The organism is Hymenobacter metallicola, from assembly GCF_004745645.1.
Lineage (GTDB): Bacteria > Bacteroidota > Bacteroidia > Cytophagales > Hymenobacteraceae > Hymenobacter > Hymenobacter metallicola.
On the sequence record NZ_SRMB01000004.1, the window covers coordinates 484,129 to 509,419 of the forward strand.

The window sequence follows — 25,291 nt, forward strand, 5'->3', positions numbered from 1 at the left end:
TCTAAACCCCGCGTTGGCTTTGGTCAGCGCGGGGTTTTTTGTTTATTATTTGGAAAAATCCAACAGAATGAACTTCACCAGACAGCAACTTATACGTTTCTATTTTTCAAAAGACCACACAATCAATATTGGCTGTCGATTCTGCAATACGGGACGTTTAACTGCTGATTCAAACAAGGTTGTAGACGAAGAAACTAGTTCTTCCAAAAGGCATCAGGTGATGCCATATGCCAATCAGGATGAATATGAAGGCAAATTCTCTATCTTATTTCGATGTAATAATGCAAAGTGCCGTGAAATACACTTGGCTTCCGGAGATGTTATATTCGAAGAAATGCGCAGTTATGATGAATACAGCCATGAGGAGACCTTTGATGGATACGATAAACAATACTACCCTAGATTCTTTCATCCATCTATAGACATTTTCACAATAGATTCAAATCTTCCGAATAATATTTCAGAAGAAATCAGAAAATCATTCTCTCTATATTTTACTGATACTAATGCAGCAGCAAACAGAATAAGAGTAGCAATCGAACATCTATTATCAGTATTAAAGATACCGACCCATAATAAAGCAGGCAATAGACACACATTACACAATAGAATAACCCTTCTTGAAAAGAAACAAAAAAATTTATCAGCAAATCTTTTTGCTATAAAATGGATAGGTAACTCTGGCAGCCACATGGAAAACCTAAGCAAACCAGATATAATAGATGCCTACGAAATAGTAGAACATATTATTAACGAACTTTTTATTAGAAAAAATAAAATCTTGCATGTAAGAACTATTGCAAAAGAGATAAACACTAAAAAAGGACCTAGAAGTAAGTAGACAACGAATAAAAAATTTCAGCTCACACATATTGCAAAACAATTTTATTAAAAATACAAATCAATGAAACAAAACCCTGAAGCACAAAGCACTGAAAGAGAACCTAGAATTTCTGTTAACAAGCTTGCTGATTACTTGGCAACGCCATCTACAACAAAGCGCAGATCCATACTTCGGGAACAAAAATTTCCTAAAGAGAGTGAATTTAAAACAACATATTATAACGAAGCCAAACAACCTATAAAGAAATGCTTTACCACTTCTGAATTTGAGTTGAGCGCAGTTAATAAAATGATCAATAAGCTACGAAATGAAATAATAGACTTAATAGCTAATCCACCAGAAACAGCAGATCAACAAGGCAAACACAAGATAAAGATACAAAGAAAAGAATCGTGCCTCGAAGCACTTGAAATTTTCTTAGACAATACAACAATATTAGACCAATACAAAGAACATAAATTCACTAATAATATTTATACAAATTGGATAGAAATAAATGGAGTAAAAATATCTGTGGAACCAGACATAATTATAACAGGACATAAAAGAAAAAAGCCATACACAGGGGCCATTAAACTCTATTTCTCTAAGTCAAATAAGATAACTAAAGATATGGGCAAAACAATATCTTCAATGTTATATGAACATATAAAAGAATTCTCTAACGATGCAGATAATAAACACTGCTTTGTATATGACGTCATAAACACCACTATATACTCTGCTTCAACTAGTTATACTACTAAAATCAAGGAGATCCAAGCTGCTTGCGAAGACATTTCTGCTATATGGCCTACTATCCAAAGAAAATAGCTCTTTCTGATAGTGTGTATATGACATGCACCCGTCTCTAATCCATTAGCCCCCACAAAAAAGTGCATTCACCACGGATGCCCTTTTCTTTTCCACTAGCGCCTCACTTACGCCTCACTCTCCCCATCCCGCTCCGTCCGCACCCGCTTCAGCAGCTGCCGTAGCGTGTAATTCATCCGCGCCTTCAGCTTATCCGAGCGGCCGTAAAGGCATTTGCCGTCGGCCAGCACCTCTTTCATCAGCGTGTAGAGGTGGTTCAGGGTCGCCATGTTGTCGGCGGTGAGGGTCTGGCTGCCGATTTGGTGCAGGTCCTGCAGGGTTGAGTCCTGGGTCAGGTCGGTGTAGAGGGTGCGCAGGGCCTGGGTATCCGCTTCCGGGTGGCCCTTGGCTTGCAGGGCTTCGCGGTTGACGTCCAGGTTCTGGAGCAGGGTTTTGAGCTTGGCTTCCAGGCGCTCCATGTCGCCGGAGCTGCGGGCCTGCCGCCAGCCGAGAAGTACTTCCCTGACTTTCAGACAACAAAGCGGGAATAGCACAAATAGAAGCTTCATTGAAATAATTTCAACATCATCAATCGGGAATTATTAATATCATAATTATGTAGTAGGTATACTGCCAAGTAGTTCGCTTATTTGGCAAAACCTTACCAACCAAACCATACCCTCTCCCATGAAAAAGACCAATCTTTCCCTTCTGATGCTTGGCGTAGGAATGAGCGTTTTCACCAGCTGCTCGAAAGAACAGGAAACGGCTGTTCCAACCGGCTCGGCCTCCGCCCAGGATGCCAAAGTGGAAGAAGCTTACCCCGGCCAGACCGGCACCGCCCTGCCCGGCAAGTTTGGGGTGTACCAGCAAATCAACGGGGAGAACATCCTGGAAGGGGACATCATCCTGACGGCGGCCCAGGTGAACCCCACCGGTCCGCAGACCGAAAGCGCCGGCCGCAACACCGGCAAGTGGCCCAGCGCCGTGGTGTACTACACCATTGATGCCGCTCTGCCCAGCCAGAACCGCGTCACCGACGCCATTACCCACTGGCAGACCTATACGCCCGTCCGCTTCGTGAAGCGCACCACTCAGGCCAACTACGTGACTTTCCGCGTGGGCTCGGGCTGCTCCTCCAACATCGGCATGATTGGCGGCCGCCAGTACATCAACCTGGCCTCGGGCTGCTCCACGGGTAATACCATCCACGAAATCGGCCACGCCCTGGGCCTGTTCCACGAGCAGACCCGCAACGACCGGGACACCTACGTGAACATCCTGACCCAGAACATTCAGGCCGGCTACGAAAACAACTTCACCAAGTACGGCGTCTCGGGCTACAGCGGCACCGACTTCGGCGCCCTCGACTTTGGCTCCATCATGATGTACGGCTCGTTCTCGTTCTCCTCGAACGGGCAGCCGACCATCACCAAGAAAGACGGCTCGACCTTCAACATCCAGCGCAATGGCCTCTCAGCCGGCGACCGGGCTGGTATCGACGTGATGTACTAAGCTCCGGCAGGCTACGGCCTATCGTTGCGCTTACCCCAAACAGGGCTTCCGGCAGCGGGGGCCCTGTTTGCTTTTTTGGGCCGCCCCCCGACATCGTATTCAGGGCAGTAGCACTCAACTTACCTAGCTAAAAGCGGCGGAATCCCGTTAGCAGAAGTACGGAGCGCGCTGAGCCTACCTGAGTCCGTTTTCCCGATCCACTACCCTTGCTGAGTATGATAGTCTACGAACCCGGTGACTGGTGGAAGGCCCTGTGGCACTTTCATAAGTCGAAAACATTGTGGGTCCTGCTAGGGCGAGTGGCGCTGGTGGGCCTGTACGTGGCCGCCGTGGCGGTGGCTCAGCTGCATTACTTTCAATTCGAGTTCGAGGTAGAGCGGGAGTATTTTTCCTTTCTGGGCATTCTGCTGAGCCTGCTGCTGGTATTCCGCACCAACACGGCCTACGACCGGTATTATGAAGGCCGCCGGCAGTGGGGCAGTCTGATTAGCGCCTGCCGCAACCTGGCCGCCATTCTGGGGGCGGCCTTGCCCGCCGAGGCTGCCGGGCACCGGGTTTTCTACGCCCGCATGCTGTCCAACTTTGCCCTGGCCCTGGAAGGCCACCTGCGCGAAAACGTGGAGTACGACAAGCTCGAACAGGTAGAAGGCGTGACGCCCGAAGCCCTGCGCGACGCCGACCACCTGCCCACCAAGCTAGCCACGCTGCTACAAGCCAGCTACGAGCGGCTCCACGATGCGGGCGAGCTGCAACCCGTACACCTGCTGCAGCTGCAGCCCTACCACGGCACCCTCCTGGACGCGGCCAGCGCCTGTGAGCGAATCCGCTCGACGCCTATTCCGTTTTCCTACAGCTTCTTTATCAAAGGCTTCATCACCGTTTTCATTCTGATGCTGCCCTTCGTGCTGCTCGACACCTACGGCTACTTTACCATCCCTATCGTGCTCATTGGGGCCTATGCCCTGCTCGGGCTGGAATTGATTGGGGAAGAAATTGAAAATCCCTTTCGCAAGCAAAGCAACGACTTGCCGCTTACTCAGCTGGCCAACCGGATTCGGGTGAGCGTGCACGAGGCGCTGGGCGTCGACCTGCCCGGCTACAAAAAAGCCCTGGCCGACTTACCCTATACCATTGTGCATTAACCAGTACGCCCCGGCAGCACGGACCCTGGGGTCCGGCTGCCGGGGCGTACTACTTGCCTCGTTTGAATGGGCGCTATTCCTGCTTGCCTTGCAGGCGCTGCAGTTCTTTGTAGGTGTTTTGCGAGTGCTGGTACTGCCGCTCAACCGCCTGGCGCAGCGTGCCCGACAGGGTGTGGTCGCTCAGGGCATCCTCGTAGGCTTTGATGGCCCACTCTTCACCGTAGATGTTGGAGCCCAGAATGGCCTTTTCATCGGCACCGGTCAGGGCAGCTTTGGCGTCCATCCAGGCGCGGTAGAACTTGCCTTTGACCGTGGTGCTTTCCTGACGGCCACCGCCCTGCTGCCGCAGGTAGCCATTGAGTTCATTCGAGAACTGCTGGCTCTGGCTTACCAGCTGCTTGTAGTAGCCGCTCAGCTGCGGGTCCTTGCTTTCATCGACGGCGCGCTGGTAGCCTTCAATCCGGTCGTTGACGAAGTATAGCAGCTCGTTGAGCGTGTCGGTCTGGGCGTCGCTCGAGGTGGCTTTGCCCGTTTTTGACTTGCCCGCTTTATTGGTCAACAACGCGCCGACGCCCACGGCCAACAACGCGCCGCCCACTACTTTCTGGGTGGTCGTCATGCGGCCGAACATGTCGCCCACGCTGCCTTTATTTAGCCACTTACCCGCTTGGCTTAGCAAAGAGCCGTCGTTGTTGGAAGTGCCCAAAGACGCGGAATTATAGGAAGAAGCAGAACCGCTGCGAGTTGGTTGGTGTGAAGTGCTCATGGTTGGCGAGAATAAGGTTGGTGAATTATCCCCTGCCTTACGACGCGCTTACTCAATGAGTTAGGTTGAGCTTAAGAATACTTGGAGCCGGCGCTACTATTTTAGGAGCCTCGGGCGGGTGGCCGCGGAGGTGCTGTAGCCCTGCTGCCCAGCGGTGGTGCCCAATTCCGGCGTACCTTGCGGCCTCATGTAGAGTTGTTGGTATGCTTGCTTCTTTGTTGCGCACTTCCCTGGGCCGCCTGCGGGCTATTGGGTTTCTGGAAGGGGTGTCCTTTCTGGTTTTGTTGGGCATTGCTATGCCGCTGAAATACCTGGCCGGCCAGCCCGAAGCGGTGCGCCTGGTCGGTATGGCCCACGGGCTGCTGTTTGTGCTGTATGTGCTACTCGTGCTGCAGGTCAGCATTGCCCGCAGCTGGTCGTGGCGCAAGGCGTTGCTGGCCCTGGCCGTGTCGGTTATTCCTTTCGGCACCTTCTGGGCAGATAAGAAGCTGTTTCAGGAGTAGCTTGCAGCGCCGGGCCCGTTGCTACCGGTTGAAAGTGGGCCCTTCTTTCCATACCCTACCCTGCATCTGCTATGGCAGCGCCCCTTCTTCCCCTGTCGTTACCCCTGCTCTCGGTTCGAGTTGGCCAGCCCGAAACATTTGACTCGATTGAGGACGAAACCGTAGCCCGGCCCTGGACCTCGGCGATTCGCAAACAGGAAATAACGGCGCCGGTGTGGCTCGACGCGCTAAACCTGACCGGCGACGCGCAGGCCGATTTAAAAAACCACGGCGGCCCCGACCAGGCCCTGTGCGTGTATCCGGGTAGCCACTACGCCTTCTGGACCACGCAGCTGGGCCAGCCTATGCAGGCTGGCAGCTTCGGCGAAAACCTAACCCTGGACGGCCCCTATACCGAACAAGACGTGTGCCTGGGCGACATCTTTGCCTTTGGCGCGGCCGTCGTACAGATTTCCCAACCCCGCTCCCCCTGTTACAAGCTCGGCCGCCGCTGGCACACCCCACTGCTACCCAAGTGGCTGCAGGATTCGGGCCGGACGGGCTGGTACATGCGCGTGCTGCAACCCGGCCAGGTAGCTTCTACCGATGCGCTGACGCTACTCGAGCGCCCTTATCCGGAATGGCCGCTGCCCTTGGTAAACCGGGTGAAATATGAGCAGCGCGAAGACCTGGCCCTGGCCGCTAAGCTGGCCGCCTGCCCGGCCTTGGGCGAGCAGTGGCGCCGTAAAATGCAGGGCCGGGTTTCGGGAGCCCTACCGCTCTATGACGATGCCAATCGGCTGCAGGGGCCGGCTGCCGGATAGGGCGGCCCAAACAGGCAAAACAACCAGCATAACTACCTGACCCGTCAGAGGCTTTATCCTTTTAGCAGCAACTGAGCGTCAGCAAGTGTATATTTGGTATGCGTTACGGGGTGCGTTGCCCGCTAACGCCATTTTAGCCTTGAACAGACTTCGTGCTTTTTGGTGGTTTCTGCTGCTGCCCGTGCTGGCGCTACTGAGCAGCTGTGCCCAGTCGGGACCGAAACCCGCCTACCGCATTGGCTTTTCGCAGTGCAGTACCGCCGGGCCCTGGCGGCAGGCCATGCTGGCGGGCATGCAGCGGGAACTCAGCTTCCACCCCGATGTGCAGCTGCACATGCTGAACGCCCACGATAATAGCCAGGTGCAGCAGCAGCAGATTCGGGAGCTGCTGCGCACGGGTATCGATTTGCTGGTGGTGTCGCCCTACGAAGCCGGCCCCGTGACACCCGCCGTAGAGGAAGCCTACCGCCAGGGCATTCCGGTTGTGTTGCTCGACCGGCGCACCGCTTCCCGCCAGTATACGGCCTACGTGGGCGGCGACAACCTGGAAGTGGGCCAGACGGCGGCCCGCTACGCGGCCCGCCTGCTCAATCAGCACGGCACCATCATTGAGATTTTGGGCACGCCCGGCTCTTCGGCTACTTCTGAGCGGCACCAGGGCTTTGCCCAAAGCCTGACGGCTTTTCCCGGCCTGAAAGTGGTCAGCCAGGTGAACGGCGACTGGACCGAAAAACCGTTGCCGGGTCTGGCGGCCGCCCTGAAAGCCCACCCCGAAGTAGACCTCATCTTCGCCCACAACGACGGCATGGGCCGGGGCGCGGCCGAGGTGTGCCGGCAGCTGGGCCTGGAGAAGAAGATTAAAATTATCGGGGTAGATGGCCTGGCGGGCCCCAACGAAGGCCTGGACCTGGTGCAGCGCGGGGTGCTGACGGCTTCGGTGCTGTACTCGCCCGGCGGGGAAGACGCCATCCGGACGGCGCTTAGCATCCTGAACAAACAGCCCTATAAGCACGAAAACACGCTGGGCACCATCGTCATCGACTCGACCAACGTGCGGACCATGCAGCAGCAGACCGACAAGATGGTGACCCAGCAGCAGGATATCGAGCGGCAGCAAAGCCTGCTGCAACGGCTGCAGGCCACCTACGCCAGTCAGCAAACGATTTTGTACGGCTTGCTGGCTACGCTGCTGGGTGCTACGGTGCTGGGCATGGTAGCCTGGAACTCGGCCCGCAAAAACCGACTGATTAACCAGCAACTGGCCCTGCAGAACGCGGAAAACGACAAGATAAACCGGCAGTTGGTCAGCCAGAACGAGGAAATCCGGCTGCAGCGCAACCAGCTGGAAGCCCTGGCCGAGCAGGCCCGGGCCGATACCGAAGCCAAGCTGCGTTTCTTTACCAACTTCAGCCACGAGCTGCGCACCCCGCTTACCCTGATTCTGGGTCCCGTGGAAGAGCTGCTGACCAGCAGCCCCGACCTGAGCCCAACCCAACGCCAGGACCTGGCCCTGGTGCGGCGCAACACCCAGCGCCTGCTGCAGCTCGTGAATCAGCTGCTGGACTTCCGCAAAATTGAGGTGGGTAAGATGTCGGTGCGGGCTACGGAAGGCAACCTGGTGGTTTTTGTGCGCGAAATCGTGGATGCCTTCGAGAAGCCGGCCCACCTGCGGGGCGTGAATCTGCGCTTTCTGGCCGCCGAACCCGTGCTCAACGCTTGGTTTGACGGCAACATCCTGGACAAGGTCTTTTTCAACCTGCTCAGCAACGCCCTCAAATTCACCCCCGACCAGGGGCAGATTACCATCAGCTTGCAGCCCGGCGACAACCAGACGCTGCGGGTCAGCGTGGCCGACACCGGCCGCGGCATCTCGGACCAGGACCGGGCCCACATCTTCGAGTGGTTTTACCAGGGCGACCAGGGGGCCGTGGCCAAAGGCTCGGGGATGGGCCTGGCGCTGGCTCAGGGCTTGGTGCGTCTGCACCAGGGCCAGCTCACATTCAGCAGCCAGCCGGGCCAGGGCAGCACCTTCGTCGTGACGCTACCCCGGGAGCTGCCCCAGGAGCTGCGCTCCATCGAGCCGGCCGCTCCTACCCTGCTGACCCTGGACGAGCCCGAAGCCATACCGACCGACTTTGGCCCCGATGCCGACTCCGTAACCACCGACAGCGGCAGCGAAACTCTGGTGCTGGTCATCGAGGATAACTCCGAGGTCAACAACTTCCTGGCCCGCATGCTGCGCCAGGATTTCCGGGTGCAGACCGCTACCGACGGCCATTCGGGTTTCCGCATGGCCACCGACCTGATTCCGGACCTGATTGTGTGCGACGTGATGATGCCCGGCCTCAGCGGCCTGGAAGTCGTGACCCAGCTACGGGCCGACTGGCGCACCTCGCATATTCCGGTGGTGCTGCTTACGGCCCGCAACGCGCCCGAGCAGCAGGTACAGGGCGTGCAGGCCGGCGCCGACCTATACTTGACCAAGCCCTTCAACCCCACTTTTCTGCTGGAGAGCGTGCGGACGCTGCTGGCCAACCGTGCCCGGCAGCGGGAGCATTTCCGGCGCGAGCTGTCCGTCGACTCGGCCACGGTGGCCCCAAGCAATGCCGACCAGAAATTCCTGAACGAGTTGACGGCCATTGTCGAGGCGAATCTGACCAAGACCGACTTGAGCGTGGAAGACATAGCCCGGGGCCTGGGCATTTCGCGCATGCAGCTTTACCGCAAGATGAAGGCCGTATTGGGCACCGGCGTCACCGACTTTATCCAGGGCCTGCGCTTGACCAAGGCCCGGGAGCTGCTGCTGAAGGAGAGCCTCAGTATTGCCGAGGTAGCCTACGAGTTGGGCTTCTCCTCGCCCTCCTACTTCTCGACCAGTTTCAAGACGCGGTATCAGATTTCGCCTTCCGAATTTCGCAGCCTGCATATAGCGCCGCAGCATTGAAATAATCTTAAAAGTCCTGCAACAAAACCGAAACCGACTCTGCTACAGAGTCGGTTTTTTCATTTTTAACACCCACAAAATCAGCTCATTAACTCCACTTTAGCCTCTGCACTAATTTTGAAATAAATGAGCAAGGCCTTGCTGCATCAGTCACGGACTTTTGTGTAAGCCCTCTGCCTGACTGTGTGCTCTACCTGCAAACGTTTGCAGCACAACAGCGGCCGGCTCCCAGCCCTTAACTCCTCTTCCGAGGGTCTGATTAACCGCTCACTCACTTTCCTGAAGTACCTCTTTTTTTCCCGGATGTCTGGGCTGGTGCTCGTCTCTGCTCAGGGCGCTTCATCAGGCATTCACGCTGCTCCCTCTCCCTTCACTTAACCCACTTTACTATGCCGTTTCTACTCCAATTCCCCCACGGCACCCGGCCCCTCCGGTTGCTCGTGACCCCGGCGCTAGGTAGCATTATGCTTACGAGCATTGCCGCGGCCAGCCCGGTTTCGGGAACTGTCCCCACCCACACCTGGGCGTCTATACCGGGCCGCCCCGCCCCGGCTGCGGCCGGCCTTACTACCTACTTTTTTGTGAACGGTCCGGTATCGGGGCGTGTGGTTGATGCGAATGGGGAAGGCATGCCCGGCGTGACCGTGGTAGTGGCCGGCACCACGCTGGGCGGGGCCACCAACCCCAACGGCGACTTCCTGATTTCGGACGTCCCGGCCGGTACCCACACCCTGGTTATTTCCTCGGTGGGCTACGTGACCGTGCGCACCCAGATTACGGTAGTCGATGGCCAGACCACGCAGGTCGGCAACACCACCCTGAACGAAGACGTGCAGGCCCTGAAGGAAGTAGTGGTAGTAGGCTACGGCACCCAGACCCGCCAGGAGCTGACCACGGCCGTGACGTCGGTGAATGCCAAGGCTATTGAGCGCCAGCCCGTGGCCGGCTTCGACCAGGCCTTACAGGGCCAGGCCCCCGGCGTGCAGGTAACGGCCCCCACCGGCGCCCCTGGCGCGGGTATCAACGTGCGGATTCGGGGCAACAACTCCGTGAGCCTGACCAACTCCCCGCTCTACGTTATCGACGGGGTGCCGGTGCTGCCGACCTACGACCGGGAGCTGAGCATCGGCAACCAGAAGCCTAACCCGCTGAACACGCTCAACCCCAACGACATCGAGAGCATCGACGTGCTTAAGGACGGCGCTGCCGCGGCCATTTACGGCCTGCGCGCTTCCAACGGTGTTGTCGTGATTACGACCAAGCGCGGCAAGGTGGGCAAGCCCCAGCTGGGCTTCAGCATGTATTTCGGCCAGCAAGAGCTACGCAAGAAGATTGACGTGCTCAACGCCCGCCAGTTTGCCGAGTACTACAACGAGGCCCGCATCAACAACGGCGGCACGGCGGCCTTCACCGACCTGAACAACCTACCGGCCGAAACCGACTGGCAGGAGGAGATGTACCGCAAGGCCGCCATTCAGAACTACCAGCTGAACGTGAGCGGCGGCACCGACAAAACCCGCTACTACGTGTCGGGGGGCTACTTCAAGCAGGATGGCATCATTCTGAACTCGGGCTTCGACCGCTACAACTTCAAGCTGAACCTAGACCAGCAGGCCGGCAACCGGTTCCGCCTGGGCACCAACCTGAACCTGAGCCGCACCCACAACAACGGCAGCGTCCGCAGCGAGCAGGCTCTGGGCAACTCCGGCACCGTGCTCGGCGCCCTGGCCCAGATTCCGACCGTGCCCGTGCGCAACCCCGACGGCACCTACGGCCAGAATACGTTTTCCTTCTCGGACAACCCCATCGGCAACCTACTCGAAACCAACAACAAAGCCATTACCTACCAGGCCATCGGCAACGTGTACGGGGAGGCCGACGTCCTGGAAAACCTCAAGTTCCGGACCTCGTTTGGCATTGACTTCCGCACCCAGCTCGAAAACGAGTTTATCACCCGCGAATACCCCGGCACGTCCCGCTCGACGCCCGAGCAGAACCTGAAGGGCAGCGGCCGGACCGGCACCACCCTGCAAACCATCTGGCTGTGGGAAAACACGCTAACCTACAACCCTAAGCTCGGCGACCGGCACAACCTGACGCTGCTGGCCGGCCAGTCGGTGCAGGAGTCGAACCGCTTCGCCTCCAATGCCTCCACGGTCGGCTACGCCTCCAACGCCAACCCCTACATTTCGTCGGGCGTGACGCGCACCGGCTCCAGCAGCTACGAGGAAGAGTGGGGCCTGATGAGCTACTTCACCCGGGCCATCTACAACTTCGATGAGCGCTACCTAGCGACGCTGAGCCTGCGGGCCGACGGCACCAGCCGCTTCGACGACCACTGGGGCTACTTCCCGGCCGTATCGTTGGCCTGGCGCGTGGCCAAGGAGTCGTTCTTCCCCCAGAACGCGGTGGTGTCGGACCTGAAAGTGCGCGGCAGCTTCGGCATGAACGGTAACCAGGAAATTCCGACCTACGACCGTTTCAGCCGCTACGAAACCGGCTCCAACTACGGCGCCTCGTCGGGCCAGGCCATTATTGCCGGCATCCGGCCCGGCCGCATCGGCAACCGCGACCTGAAGTGGGAAACCACCAAGCAGTACAACGTGGGCCTGGACCTGGGCTTTTTGCAGGACCGCGCCACGCTGACCCTGGACGCCTACCGCAAACGCTCGACTGACCTGCTGACCGACGTGCCGCTGGCGCCCAGCACCGGCGCCCAGACGCTGAACATCCTGCAGAACGTGGGCGAAATCGAAAACAAGGGCTTCGAACTGGGCCTGGTAACGACCAACGTGCAGGGTACCGACGGGGGCTTCGGCTGGAGCACCAACCTGAACTTCACGGTGAACCGCAACAAGGTTATCGACTTCGGCCAGCAGACCAACGCCAAAAACGAGCTGGTTGACCGCGAGGTTATCTACGGCAACACCAACACGATTCTGCGCAAGGGCCAGCCCCTGGGCTCGATGTACGGCCTGGTGGTGCAGGGCATCTTCCAGACCACGGACGAAGTGAATTCGGCCCCGAAGCAGCCTAATGCCAAGCCCGGCGACATCCGCTTTGCCGACCTCAACAAGGACGGCGTGATTAACGACGACGACCGCACCATCATCGGCAACCCCAACCCCAAGGCCGTGGCCGGCGTGACCAACACGTTCACCTTCAAGGGCCTGGAACTGACGGCTTTCTTCCAGGGCAGCTTCGGCAACGACATCCAGAACATCAACCGCCAGACCATTGAGGGCATGGCCGGCCCGGAAAACCAGAGCACGGCCGTGCTGAACCGCTGGACGCCGACCAACACCAACACCAACATTCCGCGGGCGGTGATTGGCGACCCGAACGGCAACAACCGCTTCTCGACCCGCTTCGTGGAGGACGGTTCCTACGTGCGCCTCAAGAACGTGACGCTGGCCTACAACCTGCCCCTGACGCTGGTGCAGAAAGCCCACTTCAGCGGCCTGCGCCTCTACGTGACCGGCCAGAACCTGCTGACCTGGACGGACTACTCGGGCTACGACCCGGAAGTAAGTGCCGACCCCTTCTCCAACACCGGCTTCGGCCGCGACTTTGGGGTGTATCCGCAGGCCCGCACCTACACCATCGGTCTGAACGCCAGCTTCTAACCCGCCCCCACCCCGACGACTCCCATGAAAAAGATATTCATTCCCGTTTTTGCTTTAATGCTGCTGGGCAGCTGCGACGTGCTCGACAAGGAGCCCCTGCCCACCGTGTCGCCCAACACGTTCTTTAAAACCGCTGACGACGCCGAAGCCGCCATTACGGCCGCCTACGACGCCCTGCAGGGTACCGGCCTCTGGAGCCAGGACTTGATTGTGGCCGGCGAAATGCCCTCCGACAACTGCACCAGTGCCAACGGCGACGTCAATGCCATGGAAAACCTGACCTGGACGCCCTCGACCAGCCAGGTAACCAACATCTGGCGCGACTCTTACATTGGCATCAACCGCGCCAATGCCGTTATCAAGTACATTCCCACTATTTCTATGTCGGCCCAGCGGCGCGACGAAATTCTGGGCGAGGCCCACTTCCTGCGCGGCCTGAACTACTTCAACCTCGTGAAGCTCTACGGCGGCGTGCCCCTGCGCCTGGAGCCCACCGAAACCGGCGCGCCGGAAGTCGTGGCCCTGCCCCGGGCTTCGGTAGAAGCGGTGTACGCCCAGGTTATTGCCGACCTGACTTTTGCCGCCGAAAAAGCGCCGGCTGCCAAAAACTTCCGGGCCAGCCAGGCTGCCGCCAACGCCATTCTGGCCCGCGTGCAGCTGACCCAGCGCCAGTGGGGCCCGGCCATGGCCGCCGCTACCAAGGTGCTCAACAACCGGAGCTACTCGCTCAACAGCAGCTTCAAGTCGCTGTTCCCGGCCAACAACACCGGCGAGTCGATTTTCGAGATTCAGAACTCGGGCACGACCGACGGCAACAACATCCTGCCCGATCTGCTGCTGCCCAACCCGCCGGCTACGTACTCGTTCCCGAAATTCAACATCCCCACGGCAGAGCTGGTTAACCTGGGCTTGGCGGATAAGAACGACAAGCGCTGGGCCGCCATTGGCCCCGTGCCCGGGGGCGTCGACCACGCCAGCTACGTTGATGGCGGCCCCGGCTCGGGCAACGACAACGGGCCCTTCGTGTACAAGTGGCCCGGCAACCCCAACGCCTTCAACAGCCCCGACAATACGTATGTCATCCGGCTGGCCGAGGTGTACCTGATTTACGCCGAAGCCGCCAACGAGCAGGGCAACCCCGCTACCGACGTGCTGGCCAAACTGAACGAAGTGCGCCGCCGCGCCGGCCTGGCCGATTTCCCGGCCACGGGAGCTACCAAAGAGAGCCTGCGGGCCGAAATCGACAAGCAGCGCCGCCTGGAGCTGGCCTTCGAGGGGGAGCGGTGGTACGACTTGCTGCGCTACGCCCGCCACGAACTGGCCGACCCCTCGGCCAAGCACGCCAAGACGGCTCTGGACATCATTGCTGAAAAGCGCCAGGGCAACCGCGACGTGAACTACCTGCTGTTCCCGATTCCGCAGAACGAGCGGAACAACAACGCCCAGTTGTCGCAAAACCCTGGGTACTAACCGTCGGGGGCGCTGCAACGCCCCTGACCTTGTTTTGCGCGGCTGAGGACTGGCCTGGTCGCGCGAAGCCGGGGCCGGTTTCGGTGTGGGAGAGAAACGAAACCGGCCCGCAGGCTTAGCGGGCCCCCGCCCGCAAGCTTTTCCCTTTTACTGCTTCTCCCCCTTGTCTTTCCCTATGCTTCGCTTTTCCTCTTTCTCTGTTTCTGCTCTTTCCCTGCTGCTGAGCCTGACGCTCAGCAGTGGCTGCCAGCGGGTGCCCCAGGCCAGCACGGCCGCCACCACCGGCGCCGCCTTCTGGCTGACCAACCCGGATAAGTCGGCCCTGTTTCAGGCCCAGGCCCGCCCGGCCTGGACCACCGACCAGCCCACCGGGGCCGTGATAGAGGTAGACGAGAAACAGACTTTTCAGCCCATCGACGGCTTCGGCTACTGCCTCACCGGCGGCTCGGCCGAGCTGCTGCACCGCATGGGTGCGGCCGAGCGCAAGGCCCTGCTCCGGGAGCTGTTTGCCACCGACGGCACCAATATCGGCGTGAGCTACCTCCGCCTGAGCATCGGGGCTTCCGACCTCGATGCCCAGGTTTTTAGCTACAACGATTTGCCCGCCGGCCAGACCGACCCCCAACTCGAGAAGTTCAGCCTGGCCCCCGACCAGCCCCACCTGATTCCGGTCCTCAAGGAAATTCTGACCATCAACCCCAAGATTCTGCTGCTCGGCTCGCCCTGGTCGCCCCCGACCTGGATGAAAACCAACGGCAACTCGAAAGGCGGCTCTTTGAAGCCCGAATTCTACGACGCCTACGCCCGCTATTTCGTCAAGTACGTGCAGGGCATGCAGGCCGAGGGCATCCGTATCGACGCCATTACGGTGCAGAACGAGCCCCTGCACCCGGGCAACAACCCCAGCCTGCTAATGCTGGCCGAACAACAGGCCGAGTTCGTGAAAAAGCACCTGGGACCGGCTTTCGCGAAAGCCAGGCTCAACACGAAAATCATCGTGTATGACCACAACTGCGACAAGCCCGAGTACCCCATCACCATTCTCAACGACCCCGAGGCCAAGAAGTACGTCGATGGCTCGGCCTTCCACATGTACGCCGGGCAGATTGACGCCCTGAGCAAGGTGCACGATGCCCACCCCGACAAGAACCTCTACTTCACGGAGCAGTGGGTAGGCTCGAAAAGCAAGTTTGCGGAAAATGTGCCCTGGCACGTGCGCACTCTCATCATCGGGGCTACCCGCAACTGGAGCCGCACGGTGCTGGAGTGGAACCTGGCCGCCGACCCCCAGCAGAACCCCCACACGCCCGGGGGCTGCACCGAGTGCCGCGGCGCCCTGACCCTGGACGGCAACAACGTGACCCGCGAAGACGCCTACTACATCATTGCCCACGCCAGCAAGTTTGCCCGCCCCGGCTCGGTACGCATCGGCTCCACCTTGCCCGACAAGCTGCCCAACGTGGCCTTCAAAGCTCCCAACGGCGACAAGGTACTGGTGGTGCAGAATGACAGCCCCACGGCCCAGACCTTCCACGTGCGCCAGGCCGGAAAGGCCTTTGCTACCACGCTGCCGGCCGGTGGCGTCGGGACCTACGTGTGGTAAGCGCCCTGACTTGATCCAACCTTTTTTCTCACACTCTATTTCAAAATTCCCATGAAGAAACTCTTTACTCTCTCTGCATTGGCCGCGCTGACGGCGGCTTCCCTGACGGCTCAGGCCCAGATAACGGTGGATGGCACCCTGAGCCCGGCCGAAATCGGGACGGGCACGGGCAAGTACCAGCTCATGGGCACCTACACCGGCGCGCACTCGGCCGCCGACCGGGGCCTGAAGGCCCTGTACATGGGCACTACGGCCACCACGCTCAACATCATGGTGGTGGCCTCGCCCGAGAAAGGTGACTACAACGCCCTGCTGCTCTACCTGGATGCGCCCAACAAAACGGGCGTGGCGGCCGGCACCCGCCTGGCCGGGGGCTCCGACAACTCCTCGCAGTTCCGCAGCCAGCCCACCCTGGACATGCCCGTGGACTACGGCTTCCGCCTGACGGTTTCGCCCCTGGCCGGCACCGATGCCAACGCCTACCACAGCAAGATTGACTTTACGGCAGCCGTCAACAGCGCGGGCAAATTCCCGGACGTGTACCTGGGCTCGACCAACAAAACCGGCACGGCTTTCACCGTAACGGATGCCAACAGCGGCATTGTGGGAGCCAAAGTATCCTTCAAAACCAGCGCCACGGGCAGCGTGGCGGCCAACACCACCACGGGCTGGGAAATCGAATACCCGCTCTCAGTACTGGGCGGGGCCACGGCCAACGACCTGTTTCGGGTGATGGTGGCCTACGTGGGCGACAATGCCGAGTTCCATTCCGACGTGCTGCCCCAGATTACGGGCCAGGCCACAGCCCTGGGCGCCGACCCCAACTTCACGACTATTCCCGGCAACCAGAGCTATACCTATCAGGTAGGCGTGGGCGTGCTGGCCAGCCGCTCCTCGGCTGAGGCCCTGCAGGCGGCAGCCTACCCCAACCCCGTGGCCGCTACCAGCCGCCTGGCTTACCACGTGCCCGCCGCCGCTGCCGTAGCCGTAGACGTGTACAACAGCCTGGGCCAGAAAGTACTGAACCTGCTCAATGATGCGCAGGCCGCCGGGGCCCACACGGTAGCCCTGAGCCCCTTGCGCCAGCTTACGGCCGGCTCTTACCTCGTGACGCTGCGCGTTGGCTCCCAGCTGAGCACCCACCGGGTCGTGGTGGAATAACACCGGCTCCCAACTCCTGATTCAGGCCCGGCTGCTACCGGCCGGGCCCTTTTCCCCTGATTCTGCTATGAACTTCTCCCCCGCTATTTCCCGCTACTTCCGCCACGGCCTCAGCTTGCTGCTGCTGCCCGCCATGCTCCTGACGCACTGCACCTCCAGCAAGGAAGACACACCCGCGCCGGGCGGGGGCGGCGGTACGGGTGGCGGCGGCGGCGGGGGCAACCCGCCCGCTACCGGCCCTTCCCAGGTAGCGCTGTGGCTTACCACGCCCGACCAGGCGGCCCTGTTTCAGAAAAGCACGCTGACGCTGAATTTTCAGACCCCGGCCAGCTCCAACCCCACCATTATTGTCGATACCACCAAGACGTATCAGAGCATCGACGGCTTCGGCTACACCCTCACGGGCGGCAGTGCCACGCTGATGAGCCAGCTGAGCGCCTCCACGCGCACGGCTCTGGTGAAGGAATTGTTTGCCACCGACGAAAACAACATCGGCACCAGCTACCTGCGCATCAGCATCGGGGCCTCCGACCTGGACGCCAAGCCCTTTACCTACGACGATTTGGCGGGCGGACAGACCGACCCGACCCTGGCGCAGTTCAGCATCGCGCCCGACAAGGCGGCCCTGATTCCGGTGCTCAAGGAAATTCTGGCCGTTAACCCCACGATTAAGATTCTGGGCTCCCCGTGGTCGGCCCCGGCCTGGATGAAATCCAACAACAGCCTGAAGGGCGGCTCCCTCAAGCCCGAGTACTACGCCGTCTACGCCGATTACTTCGTGAAGTACCTCAAGGCCATGCAAGCCGAGGGCATCACCCTGGACGCTATTACGATTCAGAATGAACCCCTGAACCCCGACAACAACCCGAGTATGTACATGACGGCGCTGGAGCAGTCGTCCTTTATCAAAAACAACCTGGGGCCGGCCCTGCGCGCGGCCGGGCTGACGACCAAGATTATTCTCTACGACCACAACACCGACCGGACCGACTACCCGCTGACCATTCTGGCAGATGCGGCCACGGCCCAGTACGTGGATGGGTCGGCCTTCCACCTCTATGCTGGCAGCATCAACGCCCTGACCACGGTGCACAATGCTTACCCGACGAAGGGCGTGTACTTTACCGAGCAGTGGATTGGCGGCCCGGGCAACTTTGCCGGGGACTTTGGCTGGCACATCAGCAACCTGATTATCGGCGCTACCCGCAACTGGAGCAAGAACGTGCTGGAGTGGAACCTGGCCGCCGACCAGAACTACGGTCCCCACACCGACGGCGGCTGCTCGACCTGCCTGGGCGCGCTGACCATCAACGGCAACAGCGTTATTCGCAACACGGCTTTCTACATCATTGCCCACGCCAGCAAGTTTGTGCGGCCCGGCTCGGTGCGCATCGATACCAACGTGCCCAGCAACCTGACCAACGTGGCCTTCAAAAACCCGGCGGGCAAGAAGGTGCTCATCGTGCAGAATACCAGCAGCCAGGCCCAAACCTTCGACATTCAATACCGCGGCAAGGCCGTCAGCACCACGCTGAGCGCCGGGGCCGTGGGCACCTACGTCTGGTAGGCTGCCACCCTTTTCTACCACTTTTTTCCGCTTTCCACTTTCCCTGTTCTCCGCCCCTCCGCTCCCCCTACACACACCTGTTCTTCGCTCTGTCTCTCCTTTTTTTTCACAACCAAAATTCCCACAGAACATGAACAAGACTACCTTTTTAGCGGGTGCGGCGCGGCAGCTACGCACGGCGCTGGTACTGGCCGCCGGCCTAGCCCTGGGCCAGCAGGCCGCGGCCCAAAGCTTTCTGCGGGCCGACGGGCAGCGCATCGTCAATGCCAGCAACCAGGAAGTAATCCTGAACGGCATGAACCTGGGCAACTGGGCCGTGCAGGAAGGCTACATGATGAAAGTGGGCTGGCCTGGGGCCACGATAAACGGCGCCACGAAGCAGACGCAGGGCGCGGTAAAAAAGAGCCTCTACAACGCGGGTATGAGCGACGCGGCCGTGGAAACCTTCTACCAGAACTACCGCGCCAATTTCATTACCAAGCCCGACATCGACTACATCGCCTCGAAAGGGTTCAACTGCATTCGCCTGCCCCTGCACTACGAGCTGTTTCTGACGCCGAGCCAGCGGGCCGTGCGCAACAGCGTGATGCGCGGCACCGTGAGCTACGACTCCTACGTGAGCCAGCTCACGGGCTGGTACAACGCCAATCAGCTCTTCGTGGACCCGGCCAACATGGCGGCCCTGAGCATGATTGATAACACCCTAGCTTGGGCCCAGGCCAACAACATGTACGTGGTACTCGACATGCACGCCGTGCCCGGCTCCCAGGGCACCGACGCCAACATTGCCGACCAGATTGTGGCCAATGACCTCTGGAACCGCCAGATCAACCAGGACGTGCTCAACCGGCTGTGGTCGTTCATCTCCACCCGCTACAAGAACGACTCGCGGGTGGCTATGTACGACCTGATCAACGAGCCCAACAACTACCCCAGCAACCAGAAAATCCACGACGTATTTCAGCGCCTGATTACCACCATCCGCAACCAGGGCGACAACCACCTGATCCTGGTGGAGGGCAACGGCTGGGGCAACGACTACAACTACCTGGAGCCGTTTACCTTTTCCAACCGCTCCAACCTGGTGTATAACTCGCACCGCTACAGCGGCACAGGCTACGAAATGGACAACGGCGTGAACTCGACCGGGGGCGGGCCCAACGACCTGCGCTTTATCGGCAACCTGCGCAATTTCCGCTCGACCCACAACGTGCCGATCTGGATTGGGGAAACCGGCGAAAACTCCGATACCTGGATGCGCGACGCGGCCAAAAACCTCAACTCGGTGGGCATCGGCTGGTGTCACTGGACCTACAAGCGCTTCGAGGACCGCAGCAACCCGGCCTTTATGCACATCAACCCGCCCTACGTGGTGGATGGCCCCGCCGGCCTGAATCAGGTGCTGACCAACATTCGCTTCGCCAACTGCGTGCCCAACACGACCGTGGCGGCCGTGTCGCCGAATCAGAACGGCATCATCAACTACCCCGGCGGCGGCAACTACAACGGCACTTCTACCACGCCATCCGGGCCGGCCATTGGGCGCATCTACCAGATCAGCTCCAAGAACGGCGGCAAAACCCTGGAAGTCTCGGCCAACTCTACCGCCAACGGCGGCCGGGTGCAGCAGTGGGCCTGGGCCGGGGCAGCCAGCCAGAAGTGGAAGCTCGTCGACGCCGGCGGCGGCTACGTGCGCATCGTGAACCTGAACAGCAACAAAAGCCTCGACGTGGCTGGCCCCAGCACCGCCGACGGCGCCCTGACCCACCAGTGGGACTGGCTGAGCCAGGACAGCCAATACTGGCAGATCATCGGCAACGGCGACGGTACTTACCGCATCATCAACAAGTACAGCGGCAAGGCCCTGGACGTGCAGAACAACTCCACCGCCGACGGCGCCGCCGTGCACCAGTGGACCTATGGCGGCGGCGACAACCAACGCTGGTGGTTCTCCGACCAGGGCGCGGCCCGCGCGGTGCTGACTACGGCCAGCGCCGCCGTGGATGCCCGCCTGGAGCTGTACCCCACTACGGTGGCTTCGGAACTTCGCTTCGAGTATACTGCCGACCAGTCGCACAGCGTTCAGGTACAGGTGGTTGACGTGCTGGGCAAAACGGTACTGCAACAACCCGCCAGCCCGGTGCATGCCGGCCTGAATACCTTCTCTTTCAATGTAGCCACGCTGCCGACGGGCATGTATGTGCTGCGCCTGGGTACGCCCGAAGGCCAGCTGCAGCGCCGCCTGGTCATCAGCCACTAGCCTGATTCCCCACATACGACCGGTCGGCTGCCCGGGCCGGCCGGTCGTATACAGCGGATCTATCCGCCTTTATTTCATTCTTATGCTCAACAAGTTCCTCCCCTCTCTTGCTCTTCTGACGGCGCTCGGCGTAGGCAGTGCCGCCGCTCAGAAGGCTGCCAACCCGGCCCGCAACTTTACCGCCTACTCCGTAGCCGGCAAAAAAGCCCAGGTCTATACCACTGCGGCCAACACCAACCAGCGCCTGGCGGCCGGCGAAGCCCTGTCGTTCAAGCCCATGCCCCAACCTCTGGAAACGGAGGTTTGCGTGTTTGTGGACCCCACCAAAACCTTCCAGTCGGTGCTCGGCATCGGCGGGGCTCTCACGGACGCGGCGGCCGAAACCTACGCCAAGCTGAGCAAGGACCAGCAGCAGGAGTTTATGCAGGCCTACTACAGCCCCACCAAGGGCATTGGCTACACCCTGGCCCGCACCCCCATTGCCAGCTCCGACTTCAGCACCGCGCCCTACGACTACGTGGCCGACAAGGACGAGAGCCTGAAAACCTTCAGCGTCAAGCACGACGAGCAGTACCGCATTCCCTTCATCAAGCAGGCCATTGCCGCCGCCGGCGGCAAGCTAACCATGTACGTGGCCCCCTGGAGCCCCCCGGCCTGGATGAAGGACAACAGCAACCGCCTCAAGGGCGGCAAGCTGCTGCCCCAATACCGCCAGACCTGGGCCGACCACTACGTCAAGTTCATTAAGGAGTACGAGCGCCAGGGCATCCCGATCTGGGGGTTGAGCACCCAGAACGAGCCCATGGCCGTGCAGAAGTGGGAGTCCTGCCTGTTTACGGCCACCGAAGAGCGCGACTTTATCAAGGAATACCTGGGCCCCACGCTGAAGAAAAGCGGCCTGGGTGACCGGAAACTCATTGCCTGGGACCACAACCGCGACCAGGTGTACCAGCGCGCCAGCACCATTCTCGACGACCCCAAGGCCGCTCAGTACGTGTGGGGCGTGGGCTACCACTGGTACGAAACCTGGACCGGCAGCGGCATGATGTTCGACAACGTGCGCCGCGTGCGTGAAACCTACCCCGACAAGAACCTGCTGCTCACCGAGGCCTGCATCGAGAAGTTCGACTTCAACAAAGTGAACGACTGGGCGCTGGGCGAGAAGTACGGCATGTCGATGATTAACGACTTCAACAACGGCAACGTGGGCTGGACCGACTGGAACATCCTGCTCGACGAAAACGGCGGCCCCAACCACGTCAAGAACTACTGCTACGCCCCGCTCATCGGCGACACTCGCACCGGCAAGCTGATCTACACCAACATTTACTACTACATCGGCCACTTTTCCAAGTTCATCCGCCCCGGGGCCAAGCGCATCGTCAGCGCCTCCAACCGGGACCACCTGAGCACCACCGCCTTCCTCAACACCGACGGCAAAGTGGCCGTGGTGGTCATGAACGACGGCGACCAGGCCCAGAACTTCAACCTCTGGATGCAGGGCCAAGCCGCCGCCGTAAGCAGCCAGCCCCACTCCATCATGACGCTGGTTATCAACTAATCGGCGGCATTTTATTTCTGTAGCTCGGCATGAACACCCTCTTTCGCACCTGGAAAGCCGCCTGCCAGGGCCGCGGCCACGCCTTGCTGCTGGCCGTAGCCGTAGCCCTGGCCCTGCCGCTGGCGGCTGCGGCCCAGCAAGCCCCCAAAGCAGCTCCCGACGACTGGGCCTTTCTGGAACGCTACGCCGCCGCCAACAAGCGGCTGTCCGCCCCCAAAGCCACTCCGGCCCGGGTGGTCATCATCGGCAACTCCATCACCGAAGGCTGGGTCAAGACCGACTCGGCCTTCTTTGCGGGTAAGCCCTATGAGTATATCGGCCGGGGCATCAGTGGGCAAGCCACGGGGCAAACCCTGCTCCGCTTCCGGCAGGATGTAGTGGAGTTGCGCCCCGCCGTGGTGGTCCTGATTGTGGGCACCAACGACGTGGCCGAAAACCGGGGCCCCTACGAGCCCCAACGCACGATGGGCAACATCATGTCGATGGCCGAGCTGGCCCGGGCCCATGGCATCCGGGTAGTGCTGGCCTCGGTGCTGCCCGCTACTGACTTCTGGTGGCGCAAGGGGCTGAATCCGGCGCCCAAAATCGTGGCCCTGAACAAGCAGCTCAAAGCTTACGCCGACCAGCAGCGCTTCGTCTACCTCGACTTTCACTCGGCCATGGCCGATGAGCAGCAGGGCCTGCGCAAGGTGTACGGCGAAGACGGCGTGCATCCCAACCTAGCCGGCTACCGCGTAATGGAACCCCTGCTCAACCAGGCAGTGGCCCAGGCCCTGAAGCGGAAATAGCCTTCCGCCTTACCTTTTTCTCTCCCTTATTTTCATTTCGTATGGCTCTTGTTGCTCCTTCCGCCGTCGGCTCCTCCCCGGATACGGGCCAGGACGCGCCGCGCTACACCTCGGCCCTGGCCTCGCTGACGGTGCTGTTTTTCATGATGGGCTTCATCACCTGCCTGAACGACATCCTGATTCCTTACCTCAAGGGCCTCTTCACGCTCAGCTACGCCAAGGTCAACCTGGTCAACTTCTGCTTTTTTGGGGCTTACCTGGTCATGGGCATCCCGGCCGGGCAGGTCGTCAAGCGCCTGGGCTACAAGCGCGGCATGCTCGTGGGCTTCCTGGTGGCGGCCCTGGGCTGCTTTTTGTTTTTTCCGGCCGCCGCAAGCCGCACCTTTGAGCTGTTTCTGGGCGCCTTGTTCGTGCTGGCCACCGGCATCGTGACCCTGCAGGTGGCCGGCAACCCCTACGTCGCCATTCTGGGCCCGCCCGCCACGGCCTCCTCCCGGCTCACGCTCACGCAGGCCTTCAACTCGCTGGCTACTTTCCTGGCCCCGATTCTGGGTTCGGCCCTGATTCTGTCCCACCTGCCCGACCTCAAGCAGCTCTCGGCCTCCCAGGCCGCGGCCCTGGACGTGACGGCGGTGCAATACCTGTACCTGGGCATCGGGGCCGTGCTGGTGCTCATCAGCCTGCTGCTGGCTTTGCTGCGGCTGCCCCACATCACCCATGCCCCGGCCCCGGCCGGCGACACCGAGCGGGCCTGGCACTTTCGGCACCTGCGCCTGGGCCTGGTGGGCATCTTTGCCTACGTCGGAGCCGAGGTGGCCATTGGCTCCCACATCGTGAGCTACCTGGGCCAGCCCGAGGTGCTGAACATGCCGGCCCGGGAGGCGGGCGTGCAGGTGGCCTTCTACTGGGGGGCGGCCATGGTGGGCCGCTTCCTGGGCATCGGGCTGCTGCGCAAGCTCCAGCCCGGCCGGGTGCTGGCCGTGGCCGCGGTGGGGGCGGTGGGCCTGGTGCTGCTTTCGATTACTACGTCGGGCCCGGTCGCCATGTGGAGCCTGCTGGCCGTGGGGCTGATGAACTCGATTATGTTCCCGGTCATCTTCACGCTGGCCGTGGCCGGGCTGGGGCGGCACACCGAGGATGCCTCGGGCCTGCTCTCGGCCGCCATTGTGGGCGGGGCTATCATTCCGCCCCTGTTTGGGCTTATCGCCGACAGCACCAGCGGCGGCAGGGGGGTGCACGCCCTGCGTCTGGCGTTTATCCTGCCCGTGCTCTGCTACCTCTACATCGTCTGGTACGGCCTGAAAGGCCACGTACCCCAGCGTGCCTAGCGCCGCCTCTTCGCTCTGCTTACCCGCCAGCTTTTCCCATGGGACGTCAGCGTCAGACTTTAACCTTATCCCCGCGGCAGCGCCAGCAGCTAGAAGCCTATCTAAGGCAGCAGGATTTGCAGCCCCTGCAAGTCAGCCGCGCCCAAACCCTGCTTTTCTGGGCAGCGGGCTACTCGGCCACGGCCATTGCCCAGCAGCTGGGCACCACCGAAGACCGAGTGTATGCCATGCGCCGGGCCTTCCGCCGCCTCGGCCTGACCACCTACCTGGCCATGCCGGTGCAGGGTGGCGCGCCCGCCAAGCTCACGCCCGCCGCCGAAGCAGCCCTGAGCCACCTGGTGGCCGACCAGCAACAAACGACCTGGACGGTGCGCCAACTGGCCGAATACCTGGTAGGGGCCGGTTACATTTCCTCTATCAGCCACGTCACGGTCAGCAAGGCTCTGAAGCGGCTGCAGCAGGCCCCGTATGCCGGTAGCCGCCAGGCCGCTTAGGCCGCTTGACCCGCTATTCCGGACTACAAAAAAAGGCACCCTAGCAGGGTGCCTTTTTTACTTCCTTCCAAACCAATTGCAATCCTTACTTCTGCATATCCGGCGGAGGCCAAGGGGAGTCGGG

General features: G+C 60.3%; 19 protein-coding genes. 17 read left to right on the forward strand and 2 right to left on the reverse strand.

What is annotated here, in order from left to right:
- Positions 1-49: 49 nt before the first annotated feature.
- Positions 50-841 carry a DUF4145 domain-containing protein gene (locus tag E5K02_RS20475; RefSeq protein ID WP_135397402.1) on the forward strand — a complete coding sequence of 264 codons (792 nt, stop codon included), beginning with the start codon at positions 50-52 and terminating at the stop codon, positions 839-841.
- A gap of 63 nt (positions 842-904) precedes the next feature.
- Positions 905-1,657 (forward strand): hypothetical protein, encoded by a 753-nt coding sequence (locus E5K02_RS20480; RefSeq protein ID WP_135397404.1) that lies wholly within the window; start codon positions 905-907, stop codon positions 1,655-1,657.
- Between the two features lie 107 nt (positions 1,658-1,764).
- On the opposite strand, the gene E5K02_RS20485 is transcribed toward E5K02_RS20480, so the two are convergent.
- On the reverse strand, positions 1,765-2,205 hold the full coding sequence (locus tag E5K02_RS20485) for a hypothetical protein (RefSeq protein ID WP_135397406.1): 441 nt from the start codon (positions 2,203-2,205) through the stop codon (positions 1,765-1,767).
- Positions 2,206-2,323: 118 nt separating this feature from the next.
- Here E5K02_RS20485 and E5K02_RS20490 point away from each other — a divergent pair, with 118 nt between their 5' ends.
- Positions 2,324-3,151 (forward strand): M12 family metallopeptidase, encoded by an 828-nt coding sequence (locus tag E5K02_RS20490; protein WP_135397408.1) that lies wholly within the window; start codon positions 2,324-2,326, stop codon positions 3,149-3,151.
- Positions 3,152-3,366: 215 nt separating this feature from the next.
- Positions 3,367-4,293: a bestrophin family protein gene (locus E5K02_RS20495; RefSeq protein ID WP_135397410.1), complete on the forward strand. Its 927-nt coding sequence runs from the start codon at positions 3,367-3,369 to the stop codon at positions 4,291-4,293.
- A 73-nt stretch (positions 4,294-4,366) separates the two neighbouring features.
- On the opposite strand, the gene E5K02_RS20500 is transcribed toward E5K02_RS20495, so the two are convergent.
- Positions 4,367-5,059, reverse strand: a complete 693-nt coding sequence (locus E5K02_RS20500; RefSeq protein ID WP_135397412.1) for a ferritin-like domain-containing protein — start codon at positions 5,057-5,059, stop codon at positions 4,367-4,369.
- A 203-nt stretch (positions 5,060-5,262) separates the two neighbouring features.
- Here E5K02_RS20500 and E5K02_RS20505 point away from each other — a divergent pair, with 203 nt between their 5' ends.
- From E5K02_RS20505 to E5K02_RS20565, 13 genes are all read left to right on the forward strand, one after another.
- Entirely contained in the window at positions 5,263-5,562 is a 300-nt protein-coding gene (locus E5K02_RS20505) for a DUF3817 domain-containing protein (RefSeq protein ID WP_135397414.1), read from the forward strand.
- 71 nt (positions 5,563-5,633) lie between these two features.
- Positions 5,634-6,365, forward strand: a complete 732-nt coding sequence (locus E5K02_RS20510) for an MOSC domain-containing protein (protein WP_135397416.1) — start codon at positions 5,634-5,636, stop codon at positions 6,363-6,365.
- 139 nt (positions 6,366-6,504) lie between these two features.
- Entirely contained in the window at positions 6,505-9,309 is a 2,805-nt protein-coding gene (locus E5K02_RS20515; RefSeq protein ID WP_135397418.1) for a substrate-binding domain-containing protein, read from the forward strand.
- Positions 9,310-9,698: 389 nt separating this feature from the next.
- The gene (locus tag E5K02_RS20520) at positions 9,699-12,935 is read left to right on the forward strand and encodes a SusC/RagA family TonB-linked outer membrane protein (protein WP_135397420.1); all 3,237 of its coding nucleotides are present in this window, start codon (positions 9,699-9,701) and stop codon (positions 12,933-12,935) included.
- Between the two features lie 24 nt (positions 12,936-12,959).
- The gene (locus tag E5K02_RS20525; RefSeq protein ID WP_135397422.1) at positions 12,960-14,405 is read left to right on the forward strand and encodes a RagB/SusD family nutrient uptake outer membrane protein; all 1,446 of its coding nucleotides are present in this window, start codon (positions 12,960-12,962) and stop codon (positions 14,403-14,405) included.
- 175 nt (positions 14,406-14,580) lie between these two features.
- Positions 14,581-16,008 (forward strand): glycoside hydrolase family 30 protein, encoded by a 1,428-nt coding sequence (locus E5K02_RS20530; RefSeq protein ID WP_135397424.1) that lies wholly within the window; start codon positions 14,581-14,583, stop codon positions 16,006-16,008.
- A gap of 51 nt (positions 16,009-16,059) precedes the next feature.
- On the forward strand, positions 16,060-17,169 hold the full coding sequence (locus E5K02_RS20535) for a T9SS type A sorting domain-containing protein (RefSeq protein WP_135397426.1): 1,110 nt from the start codon (positions 16,060-16,062) through the stop codon (positions 17,167-17,169).
- 67 nt (positions 17,170-17,236) lie between these two features.
- Positions 17,237-18,736: a glycoside hydrolase family 30 protein gene (locus E5K02_RS20540; RefSeq protein ID WP_240737377.1), complete on the forward strand. Its 1,500-nt coding sequence runs from the start codon at positions 17,237-17,239 to the stop codon at positions 18,734-18,736.
- A gap of 130 nt (positions 18,737-18,866) precedes the next feature.
- A complete protein-coding gene (locus tag E5K02_RS20545; RefSeq protein ID WP_135397428.1) occupies positions 18,867-20,996 on the forward strand; it encodes an RICIN domain-containing protein in 2,130 nt (709 codons plus the stop codon).
- 82 nt (positions 20,997-21,078) lie between these two features.
- Positions 21,079-22,557, forward strand: coding sequence for a glycoside hydrolase family 30 protein (locus E5K02_RS20550; protein ID WP_135397430.1), 1,479 nt, complete (start codon positions 21,079-21,081; stop codon positions 22,555-22,557).
- 29 nt (positions 22,558-22,586) lie between these two features.
- Positions 22,587-23,345 carry a GDSL-type esterase/lipase family protein gene (locus E5K02_RS20555; RefSeq protein WP_135397432.1) on the forward strand — a complete coding sequence of 253 codons (759 nt, stop codon included), beginning with the start codon at positions 22,587-22,589 and terminating at the stop codon, positions 23,343-23,345.
- 41 nt (positions 23,346-23,386) lie between these two features.
- Entirely contained in the window at positions 23,387-24,673 is a 1,287-nt protein-coding gene (locus E5K02_RS20560) for a sugar MFS transporter (protein WP_135397434.1), read from the forward strand.
- 38 nt (positions 24,674-24,711) lie between these two features.
- Entirely contained in the window at positions 24,712-25,167 is a 456-nt protein-coding gene (locus E5K02_RS20565; protein ID WP_135397436.1) for a helix-turn-helix domain-containing protein, read from the forward strand.
- The last annotated feature ends 124 nt before the right edge of the window (positions 25,168-25,291 follow it).

Excerpts from the sequence above, each read along its gene's own strand:
- E5K02_RS20480 (WP_135397404.1), top strand. The coding sequence starts at position 905 with ATGAAACAAAACCCTGAAGCACAAAGCACTGAAAGAGAACCTAGAATT.
- E5K02_RS20485 (WP_135397406.1), bottom strand. The coding sequence starts at position 2,205 with ATGAAGCTTCTATTTGTGCTATTCCCGCTTTGTTGTCTGAAAGTCAGG.
- E5K02_RS20490 (WP_135397408.1), top strand. The coding sequence starts at position 2,324 with ATGAAAAAGACCAATCTTTCCCTTCTGATGCTTGGCGTAGGAATGAGC.
- E5K02_RS20495 (WP_135397410.1), top strand. The coding sequence starts at position 3,367 with ATGATAGTCTACGAACCCGGTGACTGGTGGAAGGCCCTGTGGCACTTT.
- E5K02_RS20500 (WP_135397412.1), bottom strand. The coding sequence starts at position 5,059 with ATGAGCACTTCACACCAACCAACTCGCAGCGGTTCTGCTTCTTCCTAT.
- E5K02_RS20505 (WP_135397414.1), top strand. The coding sequence starts at position 5,263 with ATGCTTGCTTCTTTGTTGCGCACTTCCCTGGGCCGCCTGCGGGCTATT.
- E5K02_RS20510 (WP_135397416.1), top strand. The coding sequence starts at position 5,634 with ATGGCAGCGCCCCTTCTTCCCCTGTCGTTACCCCTGCTCTCGGTTCGA.
- E5K02_RS20520 (WP_135397420.1), top strand. The coding sequence starts at position 9,699 with ATGCCGTTTCTACTCCAATTCCCCCACGGCACCCGGCCCCTCCGGTTG.
- E5K02_RS20525 (WP_135397422.1), top strand. The coding sequence starts at position 12,960 with ATGAAAAAGATATTCATTCCCGTTTTTGCTTTAATGCTGCTGGGCAGC.
- E5K02_RS20530 (WP_135397424.1), top strand. The coding sequence starts at position 14,581 with ATGCTTCGCTTTTCCTCTTTCTCTGTTTCTGCTCTTTCCCTGCTGCTG.
- E5K02_RS20535 (WP_135397426.1), top strand. The coding sequence starts at position 16,060 with ATGAAGAAACTCTTTACTCTCTCTGCATTGGCCGCGCTGACGGCGGCT.
- E5K02_RS20540 (WP_240737377.1), top strand. The coding sequence starts at position 17,237 with ATGAACTTCTCCCCCGCTATTTCCCGCTACTTCCGCCACGGCCTCAGC.
- E5K02_RS20545 (WP_135397428.1), top strand. The coding sequence starts at position 18,867 with ATGAACAAGACTACCTTTTTAGCGGGTGCGGCGCGGCAGCTACGCACG.
- E5K02_RS20550 (WP_135397430.1), top strand. The coding sequence starts at position 21,079 with ATGCTCAACAAGTTCCTCCCCTCTCTTGCTCTTCTGACGGCGCTCGGC.
- E5K02_RS20555 (WP_135397432.1), top strand. The coding sequence starts at position 22,587 with ATGAACACCCTCTTTCGCACCTGGAAAGCCGCCTGCCAGGGCCGCGGC.
- E5K02_RS20560 (WP_135397434.1), top strand. The coding sequence starts at position 23,387 with ATGGCTCTTGTTGCTCCTTCCGCCGTCGGCTCCTCCCCGGATACGGGC.
- E5K02_RS20565 (WP_135397436.1), top strand. The coding sequence starts at position 24,712 with ATGGGACGTCAGCGTCAGACTTTAACCTTATCCCCGCGGCAGCGCCAG.